The 16544-nt window shown below is 68.4% G+C and carries 11 protein-coding genes; 5 read left to right on the top strand and 6 right to left on the bottom strand.

Annotation, left to right across the window (positions count from 1 at the left end):
- Nucleotides 1-12: 12 nt before the first annotated feature.
- The 5 genes from M0R80_14620 to grpE all read right to left on the bottom strand — a co-directional run bounded on the left by M0R80_14620 (nucleotide 13) and on the right by grpE (nucleotide 9367).
- Nucleotides 13-1083 (bottom strand): formylglycine-generating enzyme family protein, encoded by a 1071-nt coding sequence (locus M0R80_14620; protein MCK9460869.1) that lies wholly within the window; start codon nucleotides 1081-1083, stop codon nucleotides 13-15.
- Nucleotides 1080-5612 carry a hypothetical protein gene (locus M0R80_14615; protein ID MCK9460868.1) on the bottom strand — a complete coding sequence of 1511 codons (4533 nt, stop codon included), beginning with the start codon at nucleotides 5610-5612 and terminating at the stop codon, nucleotides 1080-1082. The genes M0R80_14620 and M0R80_14615 overlap by 4 nt, the downstream gene beginning before the upstream one ends.
- Before the next feature lie 150 nt (nucleotides 5613-5762).
- Nucleotides 5763-6872 carry a molecular chaperone DnaJ gene (gene dnaJ, locus M0R80_14610; protein MCK9460867.1) on the bottom strand — a complete coding sequence of 370 codons (1110 nt, stop codon included), beginning with the start codon at nucleotides 6870-6872 and terminating at the stop codon, nucleotides 5763-5765.
- Between the two features lie 10 nt (nucleotides 6873-6882).
- Nucleotides 6883-8769, bottom strand: coding sequence for a molecular chaperone DnaK (gene dnaK, locus M0R80_14605; protein MCK9460866.1), 1887 nt, complete (start codon nucleotides 8767-8769; stop codon nucleotides 6883-6885).
- Complete coding sequence (gene grpE / locus M0R80_14600) at nucleotides 8762-9367, bottom strand: nucleotide exchange factor GrpE (protein MCK9460865.1); 606 nt, start codon at nucleotides 9365-9367, stop codon at nucleotides 8762-8764. Before grpE ends, dnaK begins: the two co-directional genes overlap by 8 nt.
- 173 nt (nucleotides 9368-9540) lie before the next feature.
- Between grpE and M0R80_14595 the strand changes: the two genes are divergently transcribed.
- The 4 genes from M0R80_14595 (at nucleotide 9541) to M0R80_14580 (ending at nucleotide 13755) form a co-directional block, all read left to right on the top strand.
- Nucleotides 9541-10203 carry a sigma-70 family RNA polymerase sigma factor gene (locus tag M0R80_14595; protein MCK9460864.1) on the top strand — a complete coding sequence of 221 codons (663 nt, stop codon included), beginning with the start codon at nucleotides 9541-9543 and terminating at the stop codon, nucleotides 10201-10203.
- Entirely contained in the window at nucleotides 10200-10958 is a 759-nt protein-coding gene (locus M0R80_14590; GenBank protein MCK9460863.1) for a zf-HC2 domain-containing protein, read from the top strand. The genes M0R80_14595 and M0R80_14590 overlap by 4 nt, the downstream gene beginning before the upstream one ends.
- 432 nt (nucleotides 10959-11390) lie before the next feature.
- Nucleotides 11391-12680, top strand: coding sequence for a hypothetical protein (locus tag M0R80_14585; protein MCK9460862.1), 1290 nt, complete (start codon nucleotides 11391-11393; stop codon nucleotides 12678-12680).
- Nucleotides 12681-12684: 4 nt separating this feature from the next.
- A complete protein-coding gene (locus M0R80_14580; protein ID MCK9460861.1) occupies nucleotides 12685-13755 on the top strand; it encodes a hypothetical protein in 1071 nt (356 codons plus the stop codon).
- 12 nt (nucleotides 13756-13767) lie between these two features.
- Here the strand turns inward: M0R80_14580 and M0R80_14575 are convergent, their stop codons facing one another.
- Nucleotides 13768-15036, bottom strand: a complete 1269-nt coding sequence (locus tag M0R80_14575; protein ID MCK9460860.1) for a hypothetical protein — start codon at nucleotides 15034-15036, stop codon at nucleotides 13768-13770.
- 194 nt (nucleotides 15037-15230) lie between these two features.
- On the opposite strand from M0R80_14575, the gene M0R80_14570 reads away from it, so the two are divergent.
- On the top strand, nucleotides 15231-16520 hold the full coding sequence (locus tag M0R80_14570) for a hypothetical protein (GenBank protein ID MCK9460859.1): 1290 nt from the start codon (nucleotides 15231-15233) through the stop codon (nucleotides 16518-16520).
- Nucleotides 16521-16544 lie beyond the last annotated feature (24 nt).

The following is a 16544-nucleotide window of genomic DNA, read 5'->3' as shown; positions in this document are numbered from 1 at the left end:
TTTTCAACGGCGTCACTCCCCCCATACAACTCCGCCGTCGGGGAGAATGAAATCGATCGGAGAGGAGACGCAGCGGACCCCTGAGTAAGGGCCCGGGTTCCCCAGCGTGCCCATCCGGTTGGAGATTCGTGTCCTCCTCGCTTCCGTGCCGACGCCGCCGCCCTTGAGGATGGGGCCACCGTCTTTTCGCGGCGCGGGGTCCGTGCACCCTTCGACACACCAGGAGTGATCCGCGTCATCGTGGTCCAGCACCCACTCCGCGGCGTTGCCGTACATCTCCTTCACGCCGAACGGGCTGGGGCAATTTGTGATCTCATCCTTGAACGGGATGCAGCACGGATCCTCGCAAGCGCTCGACGGGCACTCGGCGTCGTACGCGTTCCCGCAGCAATCGTACTTGCCGTACCAGCAGGCCTTGTGCTCCCAAGCGCAGGGGTAGATCCACTTCGTCTGCCCTCGTGCAGCGGCTTCCCATTCCGCTTCAGTAGGCAGCCGCTTGCCACGGTAGGTACAGTAGAGCTTTGCAGCCTCCCAGCTGAGTCCACCTGTCGCGGCATCGATTGGGCGTGAACTACACACTTCGTCTCCTGCGTAGTATCCAACCTCGTTTTCCGCAACGCCAACAACGGGCGAGAACCCCCCATTTTGTCCCGCTACCCACATGGGCATGTGATCTGACACTCTGTAGATATAGCCATCCCAAGCGTACTCGTCCTGCGACAGTAGCCAGTTCAGGTACGGGATGATCTCCGCGAGCGTCGTCTCCTTCTCGTCGATCCAGAACGGCGAGAGGGTAACCTCCACCATCGGCTCTTCGTTCGATTTGCACTGGAGGTCGTACGGCATGCAGCCCATTAGGTACCGGCCGCCCGGCACGCACACCATGCCCGGCCCGGGTGCGGCACCCTCGCAGTCGGTCAGCGGCCCGCCATCCCAGCTCGTGTCCGTATCGAGGCCGGTGTCCGTGCCGGTGTCCGTGTCCCCGTGGCCGCCGTTGCCGCCACAGCCGGAGCAGGACGCGAGCAGCGCCGCCGCGGAGACGGACAGAAGAGCGATGATCCTGCGTCTTCTCATTGTCGTCATTCCTCTTCCTCCCCGGCTCCGTATGCGTCCGCCTCGAGGATGTCGATGCACACTCCATCGCGGCACTCGCCCGTGTCCGAGCACGCGATCCCGCAGCTCCCGCAGTTCTCGTGATTCCAGAGCACGTCCTGGCAGTCGATCCCGTCCACGCCGCAGTTCACGATCCCCTCGCCCGCGCACACGTCGAGCACGTGGTACCACGACTCGCACAGTCCCTCTTTGCACAACGTGCCCGCGTCGCACACATTGCCGCACGCGCCGCAGTTCAGCGAACTGCCCTGAACGTCCACGCACGTCTCTTCGCCCATCACCCAGCAGCACGCCTCGCCGTCACCGCACGGGAGATCGCACGGCGAGAACATCTTCGGCAGGCACAGGCCGTAGGTGCACGACTCGTTCTCCGCGCACACGTCGCCGAGCAGCCCGCACCAGGCGTTGTCCACGAGCGTCGCCCGGCATTGCGGGTTGCGCAGCAGCGGCCAGTCTCGGGACACGCACTCCATCCCCTCCGGGCAGGTCGTGTTCCAGCAGCTCGTCGTCCTGCCGGTTACGCACACGCCCTTCAGGCACTTCTCGTCCCAGTCGCAGGTGACGCCACAGCCGCCGCAGTTCGTGACGTCCGAGCCGTGCACGTACTTGCAGCTGAGGTTCCGGTCCTCGTCCGCGCAGCACAGCGCGCCGTCGCCCGTGCACGCCGGACCGCACGCATCGGTCCGCGGCGAGTACACCGAGCAGTCCGCGACGTTCGGTCCGCACAGGAAGACCCGACCCTCGATCCGTTCCGCGTCGGTCGCGAGCCGCACCTCGTACGGTCCGGACCGCGGGTCGAGCGCGCCGAGCTGTACCGCGAGCCCGCCGTCGCGATTCACGGTCGGCGCGAGCGGCACGCCGTTCGGATCGGACGGTATGCCACCATCCTGGGTCGAGAGCAGGAACTGCGTTACGCCCACCGCGTTCTCGTACCCGGCGGCCGGTGAGAAGAAGAGCAAGTAGCCGCCCCACATGCCGTCGTCGGTCGGCACGAACGAGCGCACCTCGCCCGCTGCCATGTCCACGTTCACGTCCGCCGTGGGCCAGACGACCTCGTCCCAAGGCTGGACCTCTGTCATGGGGTAGAGCATCCCGTTGAAGCCGCCGACATCATCCATTTCGATGTCGAGCGAGTACGGAATCGATTCCAGCGCGGCTTCGCGGTTACGGACCTGAATTCGAAAATACTTATCGCTGTTCACGCCCGCGGCCCAACCTGCCGGTATGTCCAAATCCAGGCCGTTCACGCGTTCGATCGTAGTCCACCCTTCGGTCGTAGGTGAAGTGAGGTTGAAGTAGTCGTCGTCGTCCACGTATGGGTAGGTCGCCCAGGGCTTCCGCACCTGCACGCGGACATCCAGCCCGCTCACATACGCTCCCGGAAAATACAAGCCTCCTTCGCACAAATTCCACACGATGACCTTCAGATGGTACATCGTCGGTGGGGAGTAGCCCGTGGCGTGGGAATACGTCGTGGCCGTCTTGAAGGTGTCGACGTCTTGGATCAGCACTCCGCTTGAATTCTCCATCCGGAGCGTGCGCACGAACGGCGGCTCGTCCGGCGTGATGGTCGGCGATGTCTCGTTTCCGGCGGCACCTTCCAGTTCGTCGACGAACGTGCCGCTCCAGCACTCTTCGTAGCTGTCGCACATCCCCTCGAAGCAGAAGGTTCCCTCGCCTTCACACTCGTACTGGTATCCCACGTCGTACCAGCACTCACGACAGGTTCCCTTAGCATCGTCACATTCAAAGTGTTCATCCGCGAAGGGCAGCCCCTTCTCGCAGAAGAGGTCCGGATCGAGGCTGTTTGGCAACTCAGCCTCATCGGTGCAGTCGAGGACATCGGCTTTCAGAACCTGTAGGTCGTTTGCTGCGGTGTCGTTGTCGACCGTCCCCGGGATATTGTTGATCTTCGTTTCGATCCGGTACCGTTTGCCAGCTTCGAAGTCGAAGCGCGTTCTGACCCTGCGCCACTCCCTGGCGTTGATCGATTCTACGAACTGGACCTCGTCGACTATTGGCCATGCATCCTTCCCACTCGGCTCGTAACGGCGCTGCACCAAGGAGACATCGGCGGAAAGGGGACTCGGCGGCGGGACAGTGCCGCCGCTCCAGCCCGCTTGGACGTCCGCGCTCACCTCCCATCGTCCGGCCGGGACTACGATCCGTGCTTCATCGTCGGCGCCCAACGCTGCGCCGAGATCTGTCGTTCCAGATGTACCGCCTCCTGTCTCACTCTGCTGCACGCCTCGGCCGTGTCCGTCTTCCACACGTAGACCTGAAACTGCGACGTCGCGTCGGTTTCCTGTCAATAATGGCATGCCCGATTGGGTCAACCCCACGGCTGGGGTGCCAGATTGCCAGGCTAGGTACTCCATCATCGCGATGCCGCCGGCGAGCTGGTTCTCCAGCATGAGCCGCGAGCGCGGCTGGCCAGAGTGTTGGTCGTCGGGATCATAGCAGCCCACGATCGTGTTGAAGGTGGCTTGCTCGTCGTCATCAACGCTCTCTCGCGTTCCCAACTCCCAAGTGAACGACGGAAGCGCTCTGATGGTGTCGTTGTCGAAGTTATCTGGTTCCGCATAGGCATTCGGGTCCGTGGTCTCAGGCATCCCAGAGGTCCAACCCGCGAGGTAGCCGAACCCCTCGCCGCGCGTGCTTTCGTTGGTTGTTGCAAGTTCCAGGAAGTCAGGGAAGCCGCCCAGGGAACCCCAGGCATGCCCGTTCCAATGCGCCTCGGCTGTTGTGTTGTATGCCGCCGTCATCTCGGCCTCGAGCGCCTGGCCGTTCTCGAAGAAGTCGTCGTCCGGGTCGCAACCGTCACCCTTGTTCGTACATCTGAATTTCAAGTCGTTTCGTGAAGAGTGCATGTCGACTACCGCGCGGAAAGGTACGTTGATAACCAACTCGCGGATCAGCCGCGCCTCGATCGATTCGAACGGCCGCTGACCTCCGTACTGGTTGCTGCAGCAGGTTCTGCGATTGTCGATCGCGCAGTACCCCTTGTAGCAGTAGAGATGGTCGGCCATTTCCGCCTCGGCGATCCAGTGGGGAGCTTGTACCGTCTTGAAGCCATCGTTCATGGAGGAGGTTTGGAAATCTTCCTGGCTTCGAATGGTCGGGTGGCAACTGGCGTCGGTGGAGCAGGTGCGAAGGGTGCCGTTCAAGCAATAGCTGAGCATCGGTGTCGGCACCGAGGATGGGCATTGGGGAGGAGCCGGGCTCGTGCCGCAGTCGACGTAGGCGTCATTCGCTCCAGGTGGATCTTCGTGGATGAAATCCGCGGAGTCCCCACACTCCCACAACGCCCATTGTGTCCCGCTGGAGTTCTCTATCGGAACACAGTGTTCGTGAAGAAATCCTCGGCCATCAATCTTGCCCGGTGCGATCTGGCTTTGGCAATCCAGCAATGTATTGGTAGCGGTGGTCATGAAACAGCCATATGTGTAGCGCCTGGTTTTCACTCCGTTAACGTATTCGTACGCACCCATCCAGTGCTCCACGCAGTGGCCATGCTCTTCGCCGAAAAGGCGAAGACAGTTGAAGTCGGCCTGAGCGGGCTCGGAATCGAAACAGTTGTACTGTTCCGGAGCGAGATCGAACTCGACGCTCAGCTCTGTTTCATCGTATATCAGCCTTCTCCGGAACGGCTCGCTCCCCCTCCTTTCCCATCCGTGCGAGAAGCTGTTTCCGATGTTGACACCTGGTTCATCCCACTCGGAGATGCCCGGCCTGTCGTCCCTCGGGAAACCGGTGACGATGGGAGCGTCCTCGTACCAGCATCTGCCGCCATACGGAGCGGATTCCCAGCCTTGGATGCATTCGAACCCAGGTTCCCACTGCCGGCTCTTGCGCACGTCGCTGTAGACGGGAGTGCCCCAGTTGTCGTCCTTTTCCACCTCGACTTCCCGGCCCACCGGGTTGGAGATCACGACGAACCAGATCTCGCGTTCGGCGAGCAAAACCCGGACTCGGGCGACCTCGGCCGGGTCGTTGTATGGTGCCCTGCCGTTCGCGGCGCGCACGAGCCAGTCCACCAAGCCGAGCGCCGTATCCTGCGCGATCCACTCCTGCGCATGGACGCCTGCTGTGAGAAGAATCGTCGGCTTCGTCACGTCCCGGTCGTTGGCGTCCTGCGTGACGCGCACGGCCAGCATCTCGATCTCGGGATCCACCTTCATCCCCGACGCCGCCTCTCCCAGTTGGAGTTCGAGGAACCTCGGCGCGCCGAGCGGCATCACGGCCAGGTACTCGCCCGATGTGCCGTCGACAGCGTCATCGAGGTCTCGGAGGTACTCGTGCGCCTCCTTGTCGTTATAGAAATTGGCCGAACGGCCGTCGGACGGACACTGCGGATTGTAGGCGTCGCAATCCCGCATTCCTTGGGATGATGGGTTCGGGACGCACTTGCCTGCCGAGGCTTCGAAGGCCCAGGCACACAAGGCCGATGCTGCGATCGCGGTGATGAACCAAAAGCCGCGGCGTGTTCTTCCAGACATCTCCCCCTCCAGTTTGCGCGCGGACGGGGTCAGCGATGGCGAGAGATCGATCCGATAGCAGCGCCGAGCCCCAAGCCGAGCCAACGTCGTCAAACTTCGTGAACGATATCAGGTTTCGGAAGGGGCGACACCGATTATGAAACGCTCGACTCACTCGAACAGGCCGCGCATCTTCTCGAAGAACGACGGCGGCTTCGACTGGATCTCGGTGCCGAGCTCGCGGCCGAGCGCCTCGACGAGCTCGCGCTGCCGGGGCGTCAGCTTCTTGGGCACGCACACGTCGACGTGCACGTGCTGATCCCCGCGGCCCGAGCCGCGCAGGTGCGGCACGCCCTTGCCGCGCAGGCGGTAGACCTGGCCGCCCTCGGTGCCGGGCTTGATCTTCAGCCGCACCGGACCGTCGATCGTCGGCGCGTCCACCTCCGCGCCGAGCACGGCCTGCGGGTAGCTCACCTGGATCGCGCTGTGCAGGTCGCTCCCCTTCCGGGTGAAGGCGCCGTGGGGCGCGACCCGGATCATGACGTGGAGGTCGCCGTTCGGCGCGCCGCCGCGGCCGTCCTCCCCCGCGCCCTCGACGACCTTGACCGAGCCGTCGTCGACGCCGGGCGGGATCCGGACCTCGAACGCCTCCTCCCGGACGACGAGGCCGTCGCCGCCGCACGACGCGCACCGCTCGAGGACGACCTCGCCCGCGCCGCCGCACGCCGGGCAGGTCGTCGCCACGGCGAAGATCCCCTGCTGGAGCCGGATCTGGCCGTGCCCGCCGCACTGCCGGCACGGGGTCGCCGGACGGCCGCCCGCGCTGCCGACGCCGCCGCACGCGCCGCAGCGGACCGGGCGGGGGATCGTGAGCCGCACGTCGGCGCCGGACACGACCTGCTCGAGCGAGAGATCGAGATCGTACTGCAGGTTGCGGCCGGGCCGTCCCCGCCGCCGCCGCGGCCGGCGCGCCCCGCCGAAGACGGAGCCGAAGATCGACTCGAAGAAGTCGGTCATGTTGCCGAGGTCGACCGCGCCGCCGAACCCGCCCATGTCCGGCGCCGAGTGCCCGAACCTGTCGTACGCCGCGCGCTTCTGCGGATCGGAGAGCACCTGGAACGCCTCGGTGATCTCTCGGAACTTCTCGGCCGCGCCCGCGTCGTCGGGGTTCTGATCGGGGTGGAACTTCATCGCGAGGCGCCGGTACGCCTTCTTGAGCTCGGCCGCCTCCGCGCCGCGCGGCACCTCGAGCACCTCGTAGTAGTCCCGCTTCGTCGGCATCCGCCGCGGCCTAGCTCTCGCCCGAGCCGTCGCCCTCTTCCGGGGGCGCGCCGTCCATCACCATCGCGTCGTCGGCGGGCTGGACGTTCGTGTACATCGCCTCGGCGATCCGGAACGCCGAGGACTCGAGCTGCGCCTTGAGCTCGCGGACGCGGTCCGCGTCCTCGCCCGCCACCGCCTCGCGCAGCGCGGCGATGTCGGAGAGGATCAGCGCCAGGTCGTCGCGCGACACGACGCCGCCGTACTCCTCGGCCGCGCGCTCGGAGGTGTACAGGAGCGACTCGGCCTCGAGGCGGGCCTCCGCGAGATCCTTGCGGCCCTCGTCCTTGAGCCGCTGCTCCTCGGCCTCGGTGATGATCCGCTGGATGTCCCGATCCGAGAGGCCGGAGTGGGCCGTCACGCGGACCGTCTGCTCCTTGTTCGTGCCGAGATCGCGCGCGGACACCGACACGATGCCGTTGGCGTCGATGTCGAAGGTGACCTGGATCTGCGGCACGCCGCGCGGCGCGGGCGGGATGCCGGTCAGCTCGAACTTCGCGAGCGTCGTGTTGTCCGCCGCCATCGGCCGCTCGCCCTGGAGCACGTGGATCGGCACGAAGTTCTGGTTGTCGATGCTCGTGGTGAAGGTCTGCCGCTTCCGCGTGGGCACCGTCGTGTTGCGCTCGATGAGCTTCGTGAACACGCCGCCGCCGGTCTCGAGGCCGAGGGAGAGCGGCGTGACGTCGAGCAGCAGCACCTCCTCGACCTGCCCGAGCAGCACCGCGCCCTGGACCGCCGCGCCGATCGCCACGACCTCGTCCGGGTTCAGGCCGCGCAGCGGCTTCTTCCCGAAGAACTCCTCCACCGCGCGTTGGACGAGCGGCATCCGCGTCATGCCGCCGACGAGCAGGATCTCGTCGAGATCCTTGACCGTGACGCCCGCGTCCTTGAGCGCTTGGGCGCACGGCTCGAAGGTGCGCTGCACGAGATCGTCGACGAGCTCCTCGAGTTCCTGCCGCTCGAACGACGCGATCAGGTGCTTGGGCCCGCTCGCGGCGGCCGCGATGAACGGGAGGTTCAGCTCGGTCGTCGTCGACGAGGAGAGCTCGTGCTTGGCCCGCTCGGACGCCTCCTTCAGGCGCTGCAGCGCCATCTTGTCCTTGCGCAGATCGATCCCGTGCTCCTCCTGGAAGCGCGCGGCGAAGTGGTCGACGAGGCGCTGGTCGAAGTCCTCGCCGCCGAGGAAGGTGTCGCCGCTCGTGGACTTGACGGTGAAAACGCCGTCCGCGATCTCGAGGATCGAGATGTCGAACGTGCCGCCGCCGAGGTCGTACACGGCGATCCGCCCGCTCGCCTTGCCCGCCTTGTCGAGCCCGAACGCGAGCGCCGCGGCGGTCGGCTCGTTGATGATCCTGTCGACGGTGAGGCCGGCGATGAGCCCCGCGTCCTTGGTCGCCTGGCGCTGCGCGTCGTTGAAGTACGCGGGCACCGTGATCACGGCGCGGGAGATCTTGCAGCCGAGGTAGCTCTCGGCCACCGCGCGCATCTCGGCGAGCACCATCGCCGAGATCTCGGGCGGGCTCATCCGCTTGCCGCGCGCCTCGATCCACGCGTCGCCGTTGTCGCTGGCGACGATCTTATACGGGCACATGTCCTTCTGCCGCGTCGCCTCGGGCGAGGTTGCGGCGCGGCCCATGAGGCGCTTCACCGAGTAGATCGTGTTCTCGGGGTTCGAGACCGCCTGGCGCTTGCCGACCTGCCCGACGAGCCGCTCGCCGGTCTCGGTGATGCCGACGACGGACGGCGTCGTGCGGCTCCCCTCGCCGTTGGGGATGACGATCGCGTCCTTGCCCTCCATCACGGCGACGCAGGAGTTCGTGGTCCCGAGATCGATGCCGATGATGCGATCGTCAGCCATTGTTTTCCCCCTCGTCCGGAGCGTCGGCGGGCTGGGGCGCGGGCGCCCCGGACGACACGACGACGAGCGTCGCCCGCAGCAGCCTCTCCCCGAGCAGGTAGCCGCGGCGCAGCTCCTCGATCACCGTCCCGGCCGGGCGCTCGGCGTCCGGGATCTGCGCGACCGCCTCGTGGAAGCTCGGATCGAACACGGCGCCGACGGCGTCGATCGGCTTCAGGCCGAACCGCGCCATGGAGGCGAGGAACTGGCGGCGCACCATCTCGACGCCTTCCAACGTCGCGCGCGCAGGGGCCGAGTCGTCCATGTTCTTGAGCGCGAGATCCAGCGCGTCGATCGTCGGCAGCATCTCGGAGAGGATCTCGGCGCGACCCCGGACCGCGGCGTCCTCGACGTCGCGCCGGGCGCGCTTGCGGACGTTGTCGAGCTCCGCGGCGGTGCGCAGGAGCCTGTCGTGCTCCTCGGCGAGCCTCGCCTCGAGCGCCGCAATCGTCTCCTCTTGATCGTCCTCGACCGCGATCTCGAGCTCCGGTTCGGGCTGCGCCGCCGCGGCCTCGGCGGGCGCCTCGCTGGTCGTCGTTTTGCCGTTCGCATCGTCCATGGTTCAGGCTCCGGTTGCCACGGGAGACCCACCTTACAACGACTGCGCGGTCGGGGAAAGACCTCGCGAGACAACGGCTTTCCTGGAATTCCGGAACGCGCGGCGCGGCGCCGGCCGGGAATTGGAATAAGATGGCGGCCGGGGCGTTGAGCCGGACGGAGGTGGCGGCCCGTATGTTGACGAGGCGTTCCGAGGGCAAGCGCGCGGACAGGCGCAGGGAGTTCGAGGCGGCGTGCGTCGAGCACCTCGATGCGCTCTACGCCTCGGCGCTCAAGCTGACGCGCGACGGCGCGCGGGCCGAGGAGCTCGTCCAGGACACGTACCTCCGGGCGTTCCGCGCGGCGGACGGCTTCGAGTGGGGGACGAACCTCAAGGCGTGGCTGTTCCGCATCCTGACGAACACGTTCATCAACGACTACCGGCACAGGATCCACGAGCGCCGCTACGTGGAGCGCGCCGCGGTCGAGCCCCTGTACGACGAGGTGCTGGACCGGCAGGCGCGGGAGCACGCCGCGGACCCCGAGGCGGCGGTCTTCTCGCGCTTCTTCCAGCGCGATCTCGAGCGCGCCCTCGACGAGCTGCCGGACGACTTCCGAATCGTCGTCGTGCTCGCCGACATGCAGGGGTTCGCCTACAAGGAGATCGCCGAGATGATCGGCTGCCCGATCGGGACCGTCATGTCGCGCCTGCACCGCGGGCGGCGGCTCTTGCAGAAGTCCCTCGTCGACTACGCCGTGGCCGCCGGGCTCGTGAGCGCGCCCGAGGCGGCGGCGGACGACGACGGCGCGCCGGCGGATCTCGACGAGTTCCGCAAGCGGCACGGGAGTGGGTCATGAACTGCGCGGAGACAAAGAAGTACCTCGACGCCTTCGTCGACGGCGAGCTCGAGACGGGGCTTATCCTGGAGGTGGAGGCGCACGTCGACGGCTGCGCGTCCTGCGCGGCGCTCGCCGGCCTGAAGCGCCGGATCAAGTCCGAGCTCGCGGCCGCCGGTGCGCGGATCGCGACGCCTGCGCTCCTGCGCGCCAAGATCGAGGGCCTGCCCTCCCGGCGGCGCAACACCCGGCTCGTCACGGCCGCCGTGGCGGCGCCGCTCGCCGCGGCCGCGGCGCTCCTCGTCGTGCTCAACGTGGGCCGCGCGCCCGCCCCGGCGGACGAGCCGCTCGCCGCGGTCGTCAACGACGTCGTGGAGCGGCACTCCCGCGATCTTCCGCTCGAGGTGCGCTCCGCGGATCCGGCCGCCGCGGCCTCGTGGTTCCGCGGCAAGGTCGACTTCCCGGTGCGCGCGCCGAGGCTGAAGCTCGCCGGCGCGAGCTTCGAGGGCGCCCGCCTCTCCAACGTCCAGTCGGCGCAGGCCGCGCATATGGTCTACAACGTGGACGGCCACCGCGTGACGCTCATGATCTTCCCGGTCGAGCACCTCCAGATCCGGGGCGGCACGGTGGTGCGCGCCGCCGGGCGCGAGGTGCTGCTCGGCCGGCACAACGGCTACAACGTCGCCGTGACCGTGGACGGCGACATGGCGTACGCCGTCTCCTCGGATCTCCCCAAGGAGCGGCTCGTCTCGCTCCTCACCGACATGAGCATCTGACCGAGCCTTCCGCCCTCTCGCCCCGCCGACGCCATGCGGAGGGGCGAGTCTATCCGCGACCGAGCTGCACAAGGTCGTGTGCGAGGGGGTAGGTAAGGTGGGTAAGGTGTCGTAACCTTCCAATTTCCATTTTTCCACCCTTTCCGAAACGCCGGCGACGCAGAGCTGCGCGCGAAGAGCCGCAGCCAGGCTCGCCGGAAATTGGTAATTGGAAGGTTGCGACACCTTCAGGGATAGGGGACGTTGCTTCCTTCTATGACTTTACGCGAGAGGGGCGGCATCCGGCCCGTGCGCTCTTCGCAGCACCGCCGCCGCGGCCGTCGTTTTCGCAGGAGAGATCCCGGCGCACCAGCTCAGGCGGCGGCCCCAATCGCGTGACAACGACGGCGTTCTCGGGCATGGAGAGGGGCGCGGGACGCGAGGAGATCTGCCATGTCATTTTTCACGAAGCTCATGGGCGGCACGTTCGAGAGCAACCGCGACGAGGGTGACGAGCACCTCGCCGAGGGGAGGCTCGGAGAGGCCAAGATGGCGTACGAGCGGGCGCTGCGCAAGGTCGACAGGGCCGAGGGTGCGGCCGTGCAGGCCGTGCGGGACAAGGTCGCGCGGTGCCGGCGCGATCTCGCGCAGAGGCGGATCGCCGAGGCGGACGCCCTGGCCGAGTCCGGCGAGGTGGAGGACGCGCGCGAACGCCTGAACGACGCGGTCGAGATCTGCGGCGAGCCCGAGATCGCGGCCGCCGTCGAGGCGCGCCGCAAGCAGTACGAGGCCGACATCGCGCGCCAGCTCGTCTCGGACGCGGCCGAGATGACCGAGGACGAGCTCATCGCGGTGATCGCGGGCACGTGGACCGACGCGCAGGCCGACGAGTACGCTGCGCTGCCCGACAGCTTCCGCGAGGCGGTGCTCGCCGGGCACGACGGCGACCACGCGAACGCGGTGCTGCTCATGGAGCGCGCGCTCGCCGAGAGCGACACCGCGTCCGAGGAGAAGCCGGAGCACTACTACGTCCACCTCGAGCTCGGCCTCGCCAAGGCGCGCGCCGGGCTGACCGAGTCCGCGATCGAGGCCCTCGGCAGGTTCGTGGAGGCGAGCGAGGGCGACGAGGAGGCGGCGGAGAAGCGCGTCACGGCGCTCGCCGCGCTGTCGCGGATCCACGCGAAGGCCGAGCGGCTCGACGAGGCGGAGCGGATGCTCGTCGAGGCGACGCGCACACTCCCGGCCAACCACACGGTCTGGGCCGGGCTCGGCGTCTTCCTCAGGGAGAGGAGGAAGTTCGAGGAGGCGATCGCCGCGCTCGACAAGGCCGCGGAGCTGATGGGCACGATGCGCCCCGACTTCAGCGTGGTGCGGGAGCTCGGGATCACGTACCTCGCGATGGGCAAGCCCAAGGAGGCGGAGGAGAACCTGTTCGCCGTCATCGAGCACTCGGCGTCCCTCGGCGAGCACGAGCAGATCGACCCGCTCGCCGCGATCCCCCTCGCGAAGATCTACGAGGGCAAGGGGCAGCTCGACAAGGCCGCGAGCCTCTACCGGCACCTCGCGGTCGGGCACGACGTGGCGCACCATCTCGCGTACAACCTCGAGGCCGCGCGGCTGCTCGGCGCGGGCGGCGAGAAGAAGGATCTCATCGGGCGCTACCTCGCGCGGGCGGAGGAGCTCGCGGGCTCCGACGAGGAGAAGGCCGCGGTCGCGAGGCGGCGCGCCGAGCTCGGGATCTGATCCCGTGCCGCGATCGATCCCACCCGTCCTCGCGCTGGCGGCGGCCCTGGCGTCGGCGCCCGGCTCCGCGGCGCTTTTCCGAGGCGTCACGCTCGCGCCGATCGAGGACGGCATGCTCGGCCCGGTCGGGTACGGCAGCGCCCGGTGCGAGATCGCGGTCGAGGAGATCGCCGCGCTCGGCGCGACCTGGATCTCGATCACGCCGTTCGGCCGGATGGACGATCTGACCTCGGTCGAGATCGAGCCCGACTTCGAGATCCCGATCGAGCGCAACGAGGAGCTGATCCGGAGCACGGCGGCGATGGCGAAGGCGCGCGGCCTGCGCGTGGCGATCGTCCCGCACGTCTACGTGATGTCCGGCGAGTGGCGCGGCGAGATCGATCCGGGCCCGGAGGAGGCGTGGCGCGCCTGGTTCGCGGCGTACGAGGCGTTCGCGGTCCGGTTCGCCCGGCTCGCCGAGGAGGTCGGCGCGGATCTCTTCTCGATCGGCGTGGAGTTCAAGAGCTCGACGAACTGGCGCGAGGCCGAGTGGCGCGCGCTCGTCGCCGCGGTGCGGGGCGCCTACTCGGGCCCGTTGACGTACTCGGCGAACTGGGACGAGGTCGAGGAGGTGCCGTTCTGGGACGCGCTCGACGCGATCGGCGTGAACGCGTTCTGGCCGCTCGCGCAGAGGCCGGGCGACGGCTACGAGGCGATGCGCGCGACCGCCCGGCGGGTGGCGGAAGGGCTCGAGGGGCTGTCGCTCTTCTGGGACCGGCCGGTGCTGTTCACCGAGATGGGCGTGAAGAGCGCGCGGGACTCGGCGCTCGCGCCGTGGGAGTGGCCCGAGCACTGCGGCGGGCTCGTCTACGACGAGGCGTACCAGGCGGACGCCTACGACGCCGTGCTCGAAGAGCTCGCGCCGCGCCCGTGGTTCGCGGGGCTGTTCGTGTGGAAGTACTTCTCGGATCCGTACGACGAGACCCAGGAGATCCGCGCCGGGTTCAGCCCGCGCGGCAAGCTCGCCGAGCAGGCGCTCGCGCGGTGGTACCGTCGCTCTTGGGACCCCTCGGCGCTCGGGATCTTCTGGGAGTAGCTGCCGCCCGCCTCACAGGTCGAACGGGTACTTGATCTGCAGGCGGTCCTGCTGGAACGGCGGGAACTTGGCGAGCTTGACCGCGCGCGCGGCGCACAGCCCGAGCGGGGTGCCGGCGGCGTCCCCCGAGGGCTCCGCGCTCAGGACGCGGCCCGTCGCCCCGGCCACGGCGAGCGACACGACGACCCGGCCGCCGGGTTCGCCGCCGCACTTCCTCACCTGTGGCGCGATCGCATCCATCGCGGTTTTCACCTGGTCCCGCGACGGGCTCTTCGGAAGCGCCGTGCCGCCGAGCGGGAACTCGGTCGCGCCCTGGGCCGGCGCCGGGGCATCGGCCGCGGCGGCCGCCGGCTTGGTGAACGCGCTCGCGAGGAGATCCTCCTCGTCCGGGCTCTTGGCGCCGGCCGTCCCGGCCGGGGCGGTCGCCGCGGCGGGCTCGTCGTACGGCGTGGCCGGCTCGGCCGGGGCCTTTGCGACGTCGCCCGAAGCCGTGTCCCTCGTGTCGGAGTCCCGCTCGTGGCGGCGGCGGCGCTCCTCGTCGGTCTCGGCCGCGGCGATCTCCGGTTCGATAGGGGCGCTCCCCGCCTTCGCCGCGTCGAGCTCGGCCTGGAGCTCGTTCGCGCGCTGCTGGTTCGCGGAGCCGCCCTTGGCGAGCAGCTCGCGGATCTGCGCCTCGAGCCGGGAGACGTCCTGCTTGTCGGAGGCGCGCAGCGCGAGGATCTCCTGCTCCCGCTCCGCGAAGCGCTGGTTCATCCACCAGACCATCGCAGCGGCGGCGAGGACGACGATCACGGCGGCGGCGATCCCGACCTTGGCCCCGGTCCCCATGCCCGCGCGAGGCGGCGGGATGAGGGAGGGGAGCACGGGGATCTGATGCGGGCTGAGCAGGAGAGCGTCGTCGTCATCGCCGAGCGACGGCACGGGCTTCGCGTCCGGCGCCGGAGGCTCGTCCTTTCCCGCCGCGGGAAAGGGCCCGGCCGCGTCGTCGCCGGCGCCCGCGAGCCACTTCTCTTCCGCGCCGACCCACGGCGCGTCGGAGGTCGCGAACGGCCTGGCCTCCTCCACGTCGCTGTCGTGTTTTCCAGCGGCGCTTTCCGGATCGTCCTCGGCTCCTGCCGCGTCGACACCGGTCTGCGGGAAGAGATCGGCCTCGGCGGTCTGCGCGGGGTCGCCGAGAGGCGCGAGCGGGTCAGCTTCCTCGTGCGCTGGGGCCGCCTCGGCGCCGTCCTCGGGTGAGGACCCGTTCTCCAGCGCTTCCTTCGTGTCTTCGTCTTCGGTCATCGCGGTCCCCCGTCAACTGAATGCTCTTCCAAATATATCCGCCACGGCCGTCGCGCAACCTCGCTGATTCCGAAGGCGCTGTTTTTTTTCATTGGAGTGGTTGCAAGCGCCGGTTGCGGGTGCCACCGCTTGCGGAGCCTCCCGGGCCCGATGTACCCTCGCCCGTGTCGCCGGACGGCGGGAGCGGAGGTGCGATGAACCGATACGTGCTCTGGGCGTTGACCGCGGCGCTGCTCGCTGCGCCCGGCCCGGCGCGGGCCGCCGACGCGCCATCCGACGACCCGTACGCCGAGGAGGCCACGGACGGCGGCGTCGAGGTCGCGGACGGGGAGGAGGAGATCGAGCCCACGGACGACGGCGTGGCGATCGTGCGCAGCCGCTACGGCTCGATCGCGCTCGGCACGTTCGCGCAGATCGGGTACGAGTACCTGCCGGACGAGGCCGACGGAAGGCGGAACGCGTTCGCGCTGCACCACGCGGCGATCGCGCTCGAGGGGACGCTCGCGTCGGCGAGCCTCTCGCTCGAGCTCGCCGGAGACACGGCGGCGGGGGTCATCCCGGGCGCGCGGCGGTACGGGCCGGGCGGCGACGCGCGCTCGACGTCGGGCGTGCCGTTCGTCACGGACGTCGCGCTCACATGGCGCATCCCGGCGATCGGCGCGGCGTTCCGGATCGGCCGCTTCGTCCCGCGGTGGGGGCTCCTGATGCCCGAGCGCCCCACGCGCCTCGGGGCGATCGCCTACCCGCTCTACGTGCACGGCAACGCCGCCTCGCTCGGGCGCTTCCGCAACCTCGGGCTCGAGGCGCGCGTCGAGGTGCTCGACTGGCTCGCGATCGAGGGCGGCGTGTTCAACGGCGGGGTCAACTCGTTCGCGGACGGGGACGACTACAAGGACGTCCTCGTCGGGTTGTGGCTCCGCCCGGCCGCGGGCCTGGAGCTCCGCGCGGCCTCGTTCTTCGCGTTCGAGGTGAGCGACCTCGCCGTCGCGCAGCTCGAGCCCGGGCAGCGCGCGCCGAGCGGCTCCGAGCGCCACATCCAGCCGATCCTGGAGGCCCGCTACAACGATCACGGGTTCGATCTCATCGCCGGCGGCGCGCTCGATCTCGTCCGGCGGGCGGAGCGCGACACGCGGCCCGACGTCCTCGCGTTCGGCGCCATGGGACACGTCGGCTACATGATCGTCGGCGACTGGCTCGAGCTGTTCGCGCGCGTCGACGTTTTCGATCCGGACACCGAGCTCCGCGACGACGAGCAGCTGCGCGTCACGGCCGGCCCGCAGTTCCACATCGAGGGGATCCACGGACAGATCCGCGTGAACTACATGTTCGACAGGTTCGGCGGGCCTCTCGCGATGTGCGCGACCTACCTCGAGGACGCGGGGTGCGCCGAGGCGTTGCCGGGGTACGTGCCCAGCGGCTCGCTGCCGGCGGAGGCGAAGCAGTACGCGAGCACGCTCATCCTCCAGTTCGGGTTCGATATCTGACCTGCCTTCTTTGTTCTCTATGTA

The organism is Pseudomonadota bacterium, assembly GCA_023229365.1.
In the GTDB taxonomy this organism is placed as follows: Bacteria; Myxococcota_A; Polyangia; order JAAYKL01; family JAAYKL01; genus JALNZK01.
The sequence above is the reverse complement of the archived record's forward strand: the minus strand, read 5'-3'. Positions and strand labels throughout refer to the sequence as shown.

What these genes read in the sequence shown, in the direction of transcription:
- M0R80_14620 (MCK9460869.1), bottom strand. Translation starts at nt 1,083, where the DNA reads ATGACGACAATGAGAAGACGCAGGATCATCGCTCTTCTGTCCGTCTCC.
- M0R80_14615 (MCK9460868.1), bottom strand. Translation starts at nt 5,612, where the DNA reads ATGTCTGGAAGAACACGCCGCGGCTTTTGGTTCATCACCGCGATCGCA.
- dnaJ (MCK9460867.1), bottom strand. Translation starts at nt 6,872, where the DNA reads ATGCCGACGAAGCGGGACTACTACGAGGTGCTCGAGGTGCCGCGCGGC.
- dnaK (MCK9460866.1), bottom strand. Translation starts at nt 8,769, where the DNA reads ATGGCTGACGATCGCATCATCGGCATCGATCTCGGGACCACGAACTCC.
- grpE (MCK9460865.1), bottom strand. Translation starts at nt 9,367, where the DNA reads ATGGACGATGCGAACGGCAAAACGACGACCAGCGAGGCGCCCGCCGAG.
- M0R80_14595 (MCK9460864.1), top strand. Translation starts at nt 9,541, where the DNA reads ATGTTGACGAGGCGTTCCGAGGGCAAGCGCGCGGACAGGCGCAGGGAG.
- M0R80_14590 (MCK9460863.1), top strand. Translation starts at nt 10,200, where the DNA reads ATGAACTGCGCGGAGACAAAGAAGTACCTCGACGCCTTCGTCGACGGC.
- M0R80_14585 (MCK9460862.1), top strand. Translation starts at nt 11,391, where the DNA reads ATGTCATTTTTCACGAAGCTCATGGGCGGCACGTTCGAGAGCAACCGC.
- M0R80_14575 (MCK9460860.1), bottom strand. Translation starts at nt 15,036, where the DNA reads ATGACCGAAGACGAAGACACGAAGGAAGCGCTGGAGAACGGGTCCTCA.
- M0R80_14570 (MCK9460859.1), top strand. Translation starts at nt 15,231, where the DNA reads ATGAACCGATACGTGCTCTGGGCGTTGACCGCGGCGCTGCTCGCTGCG.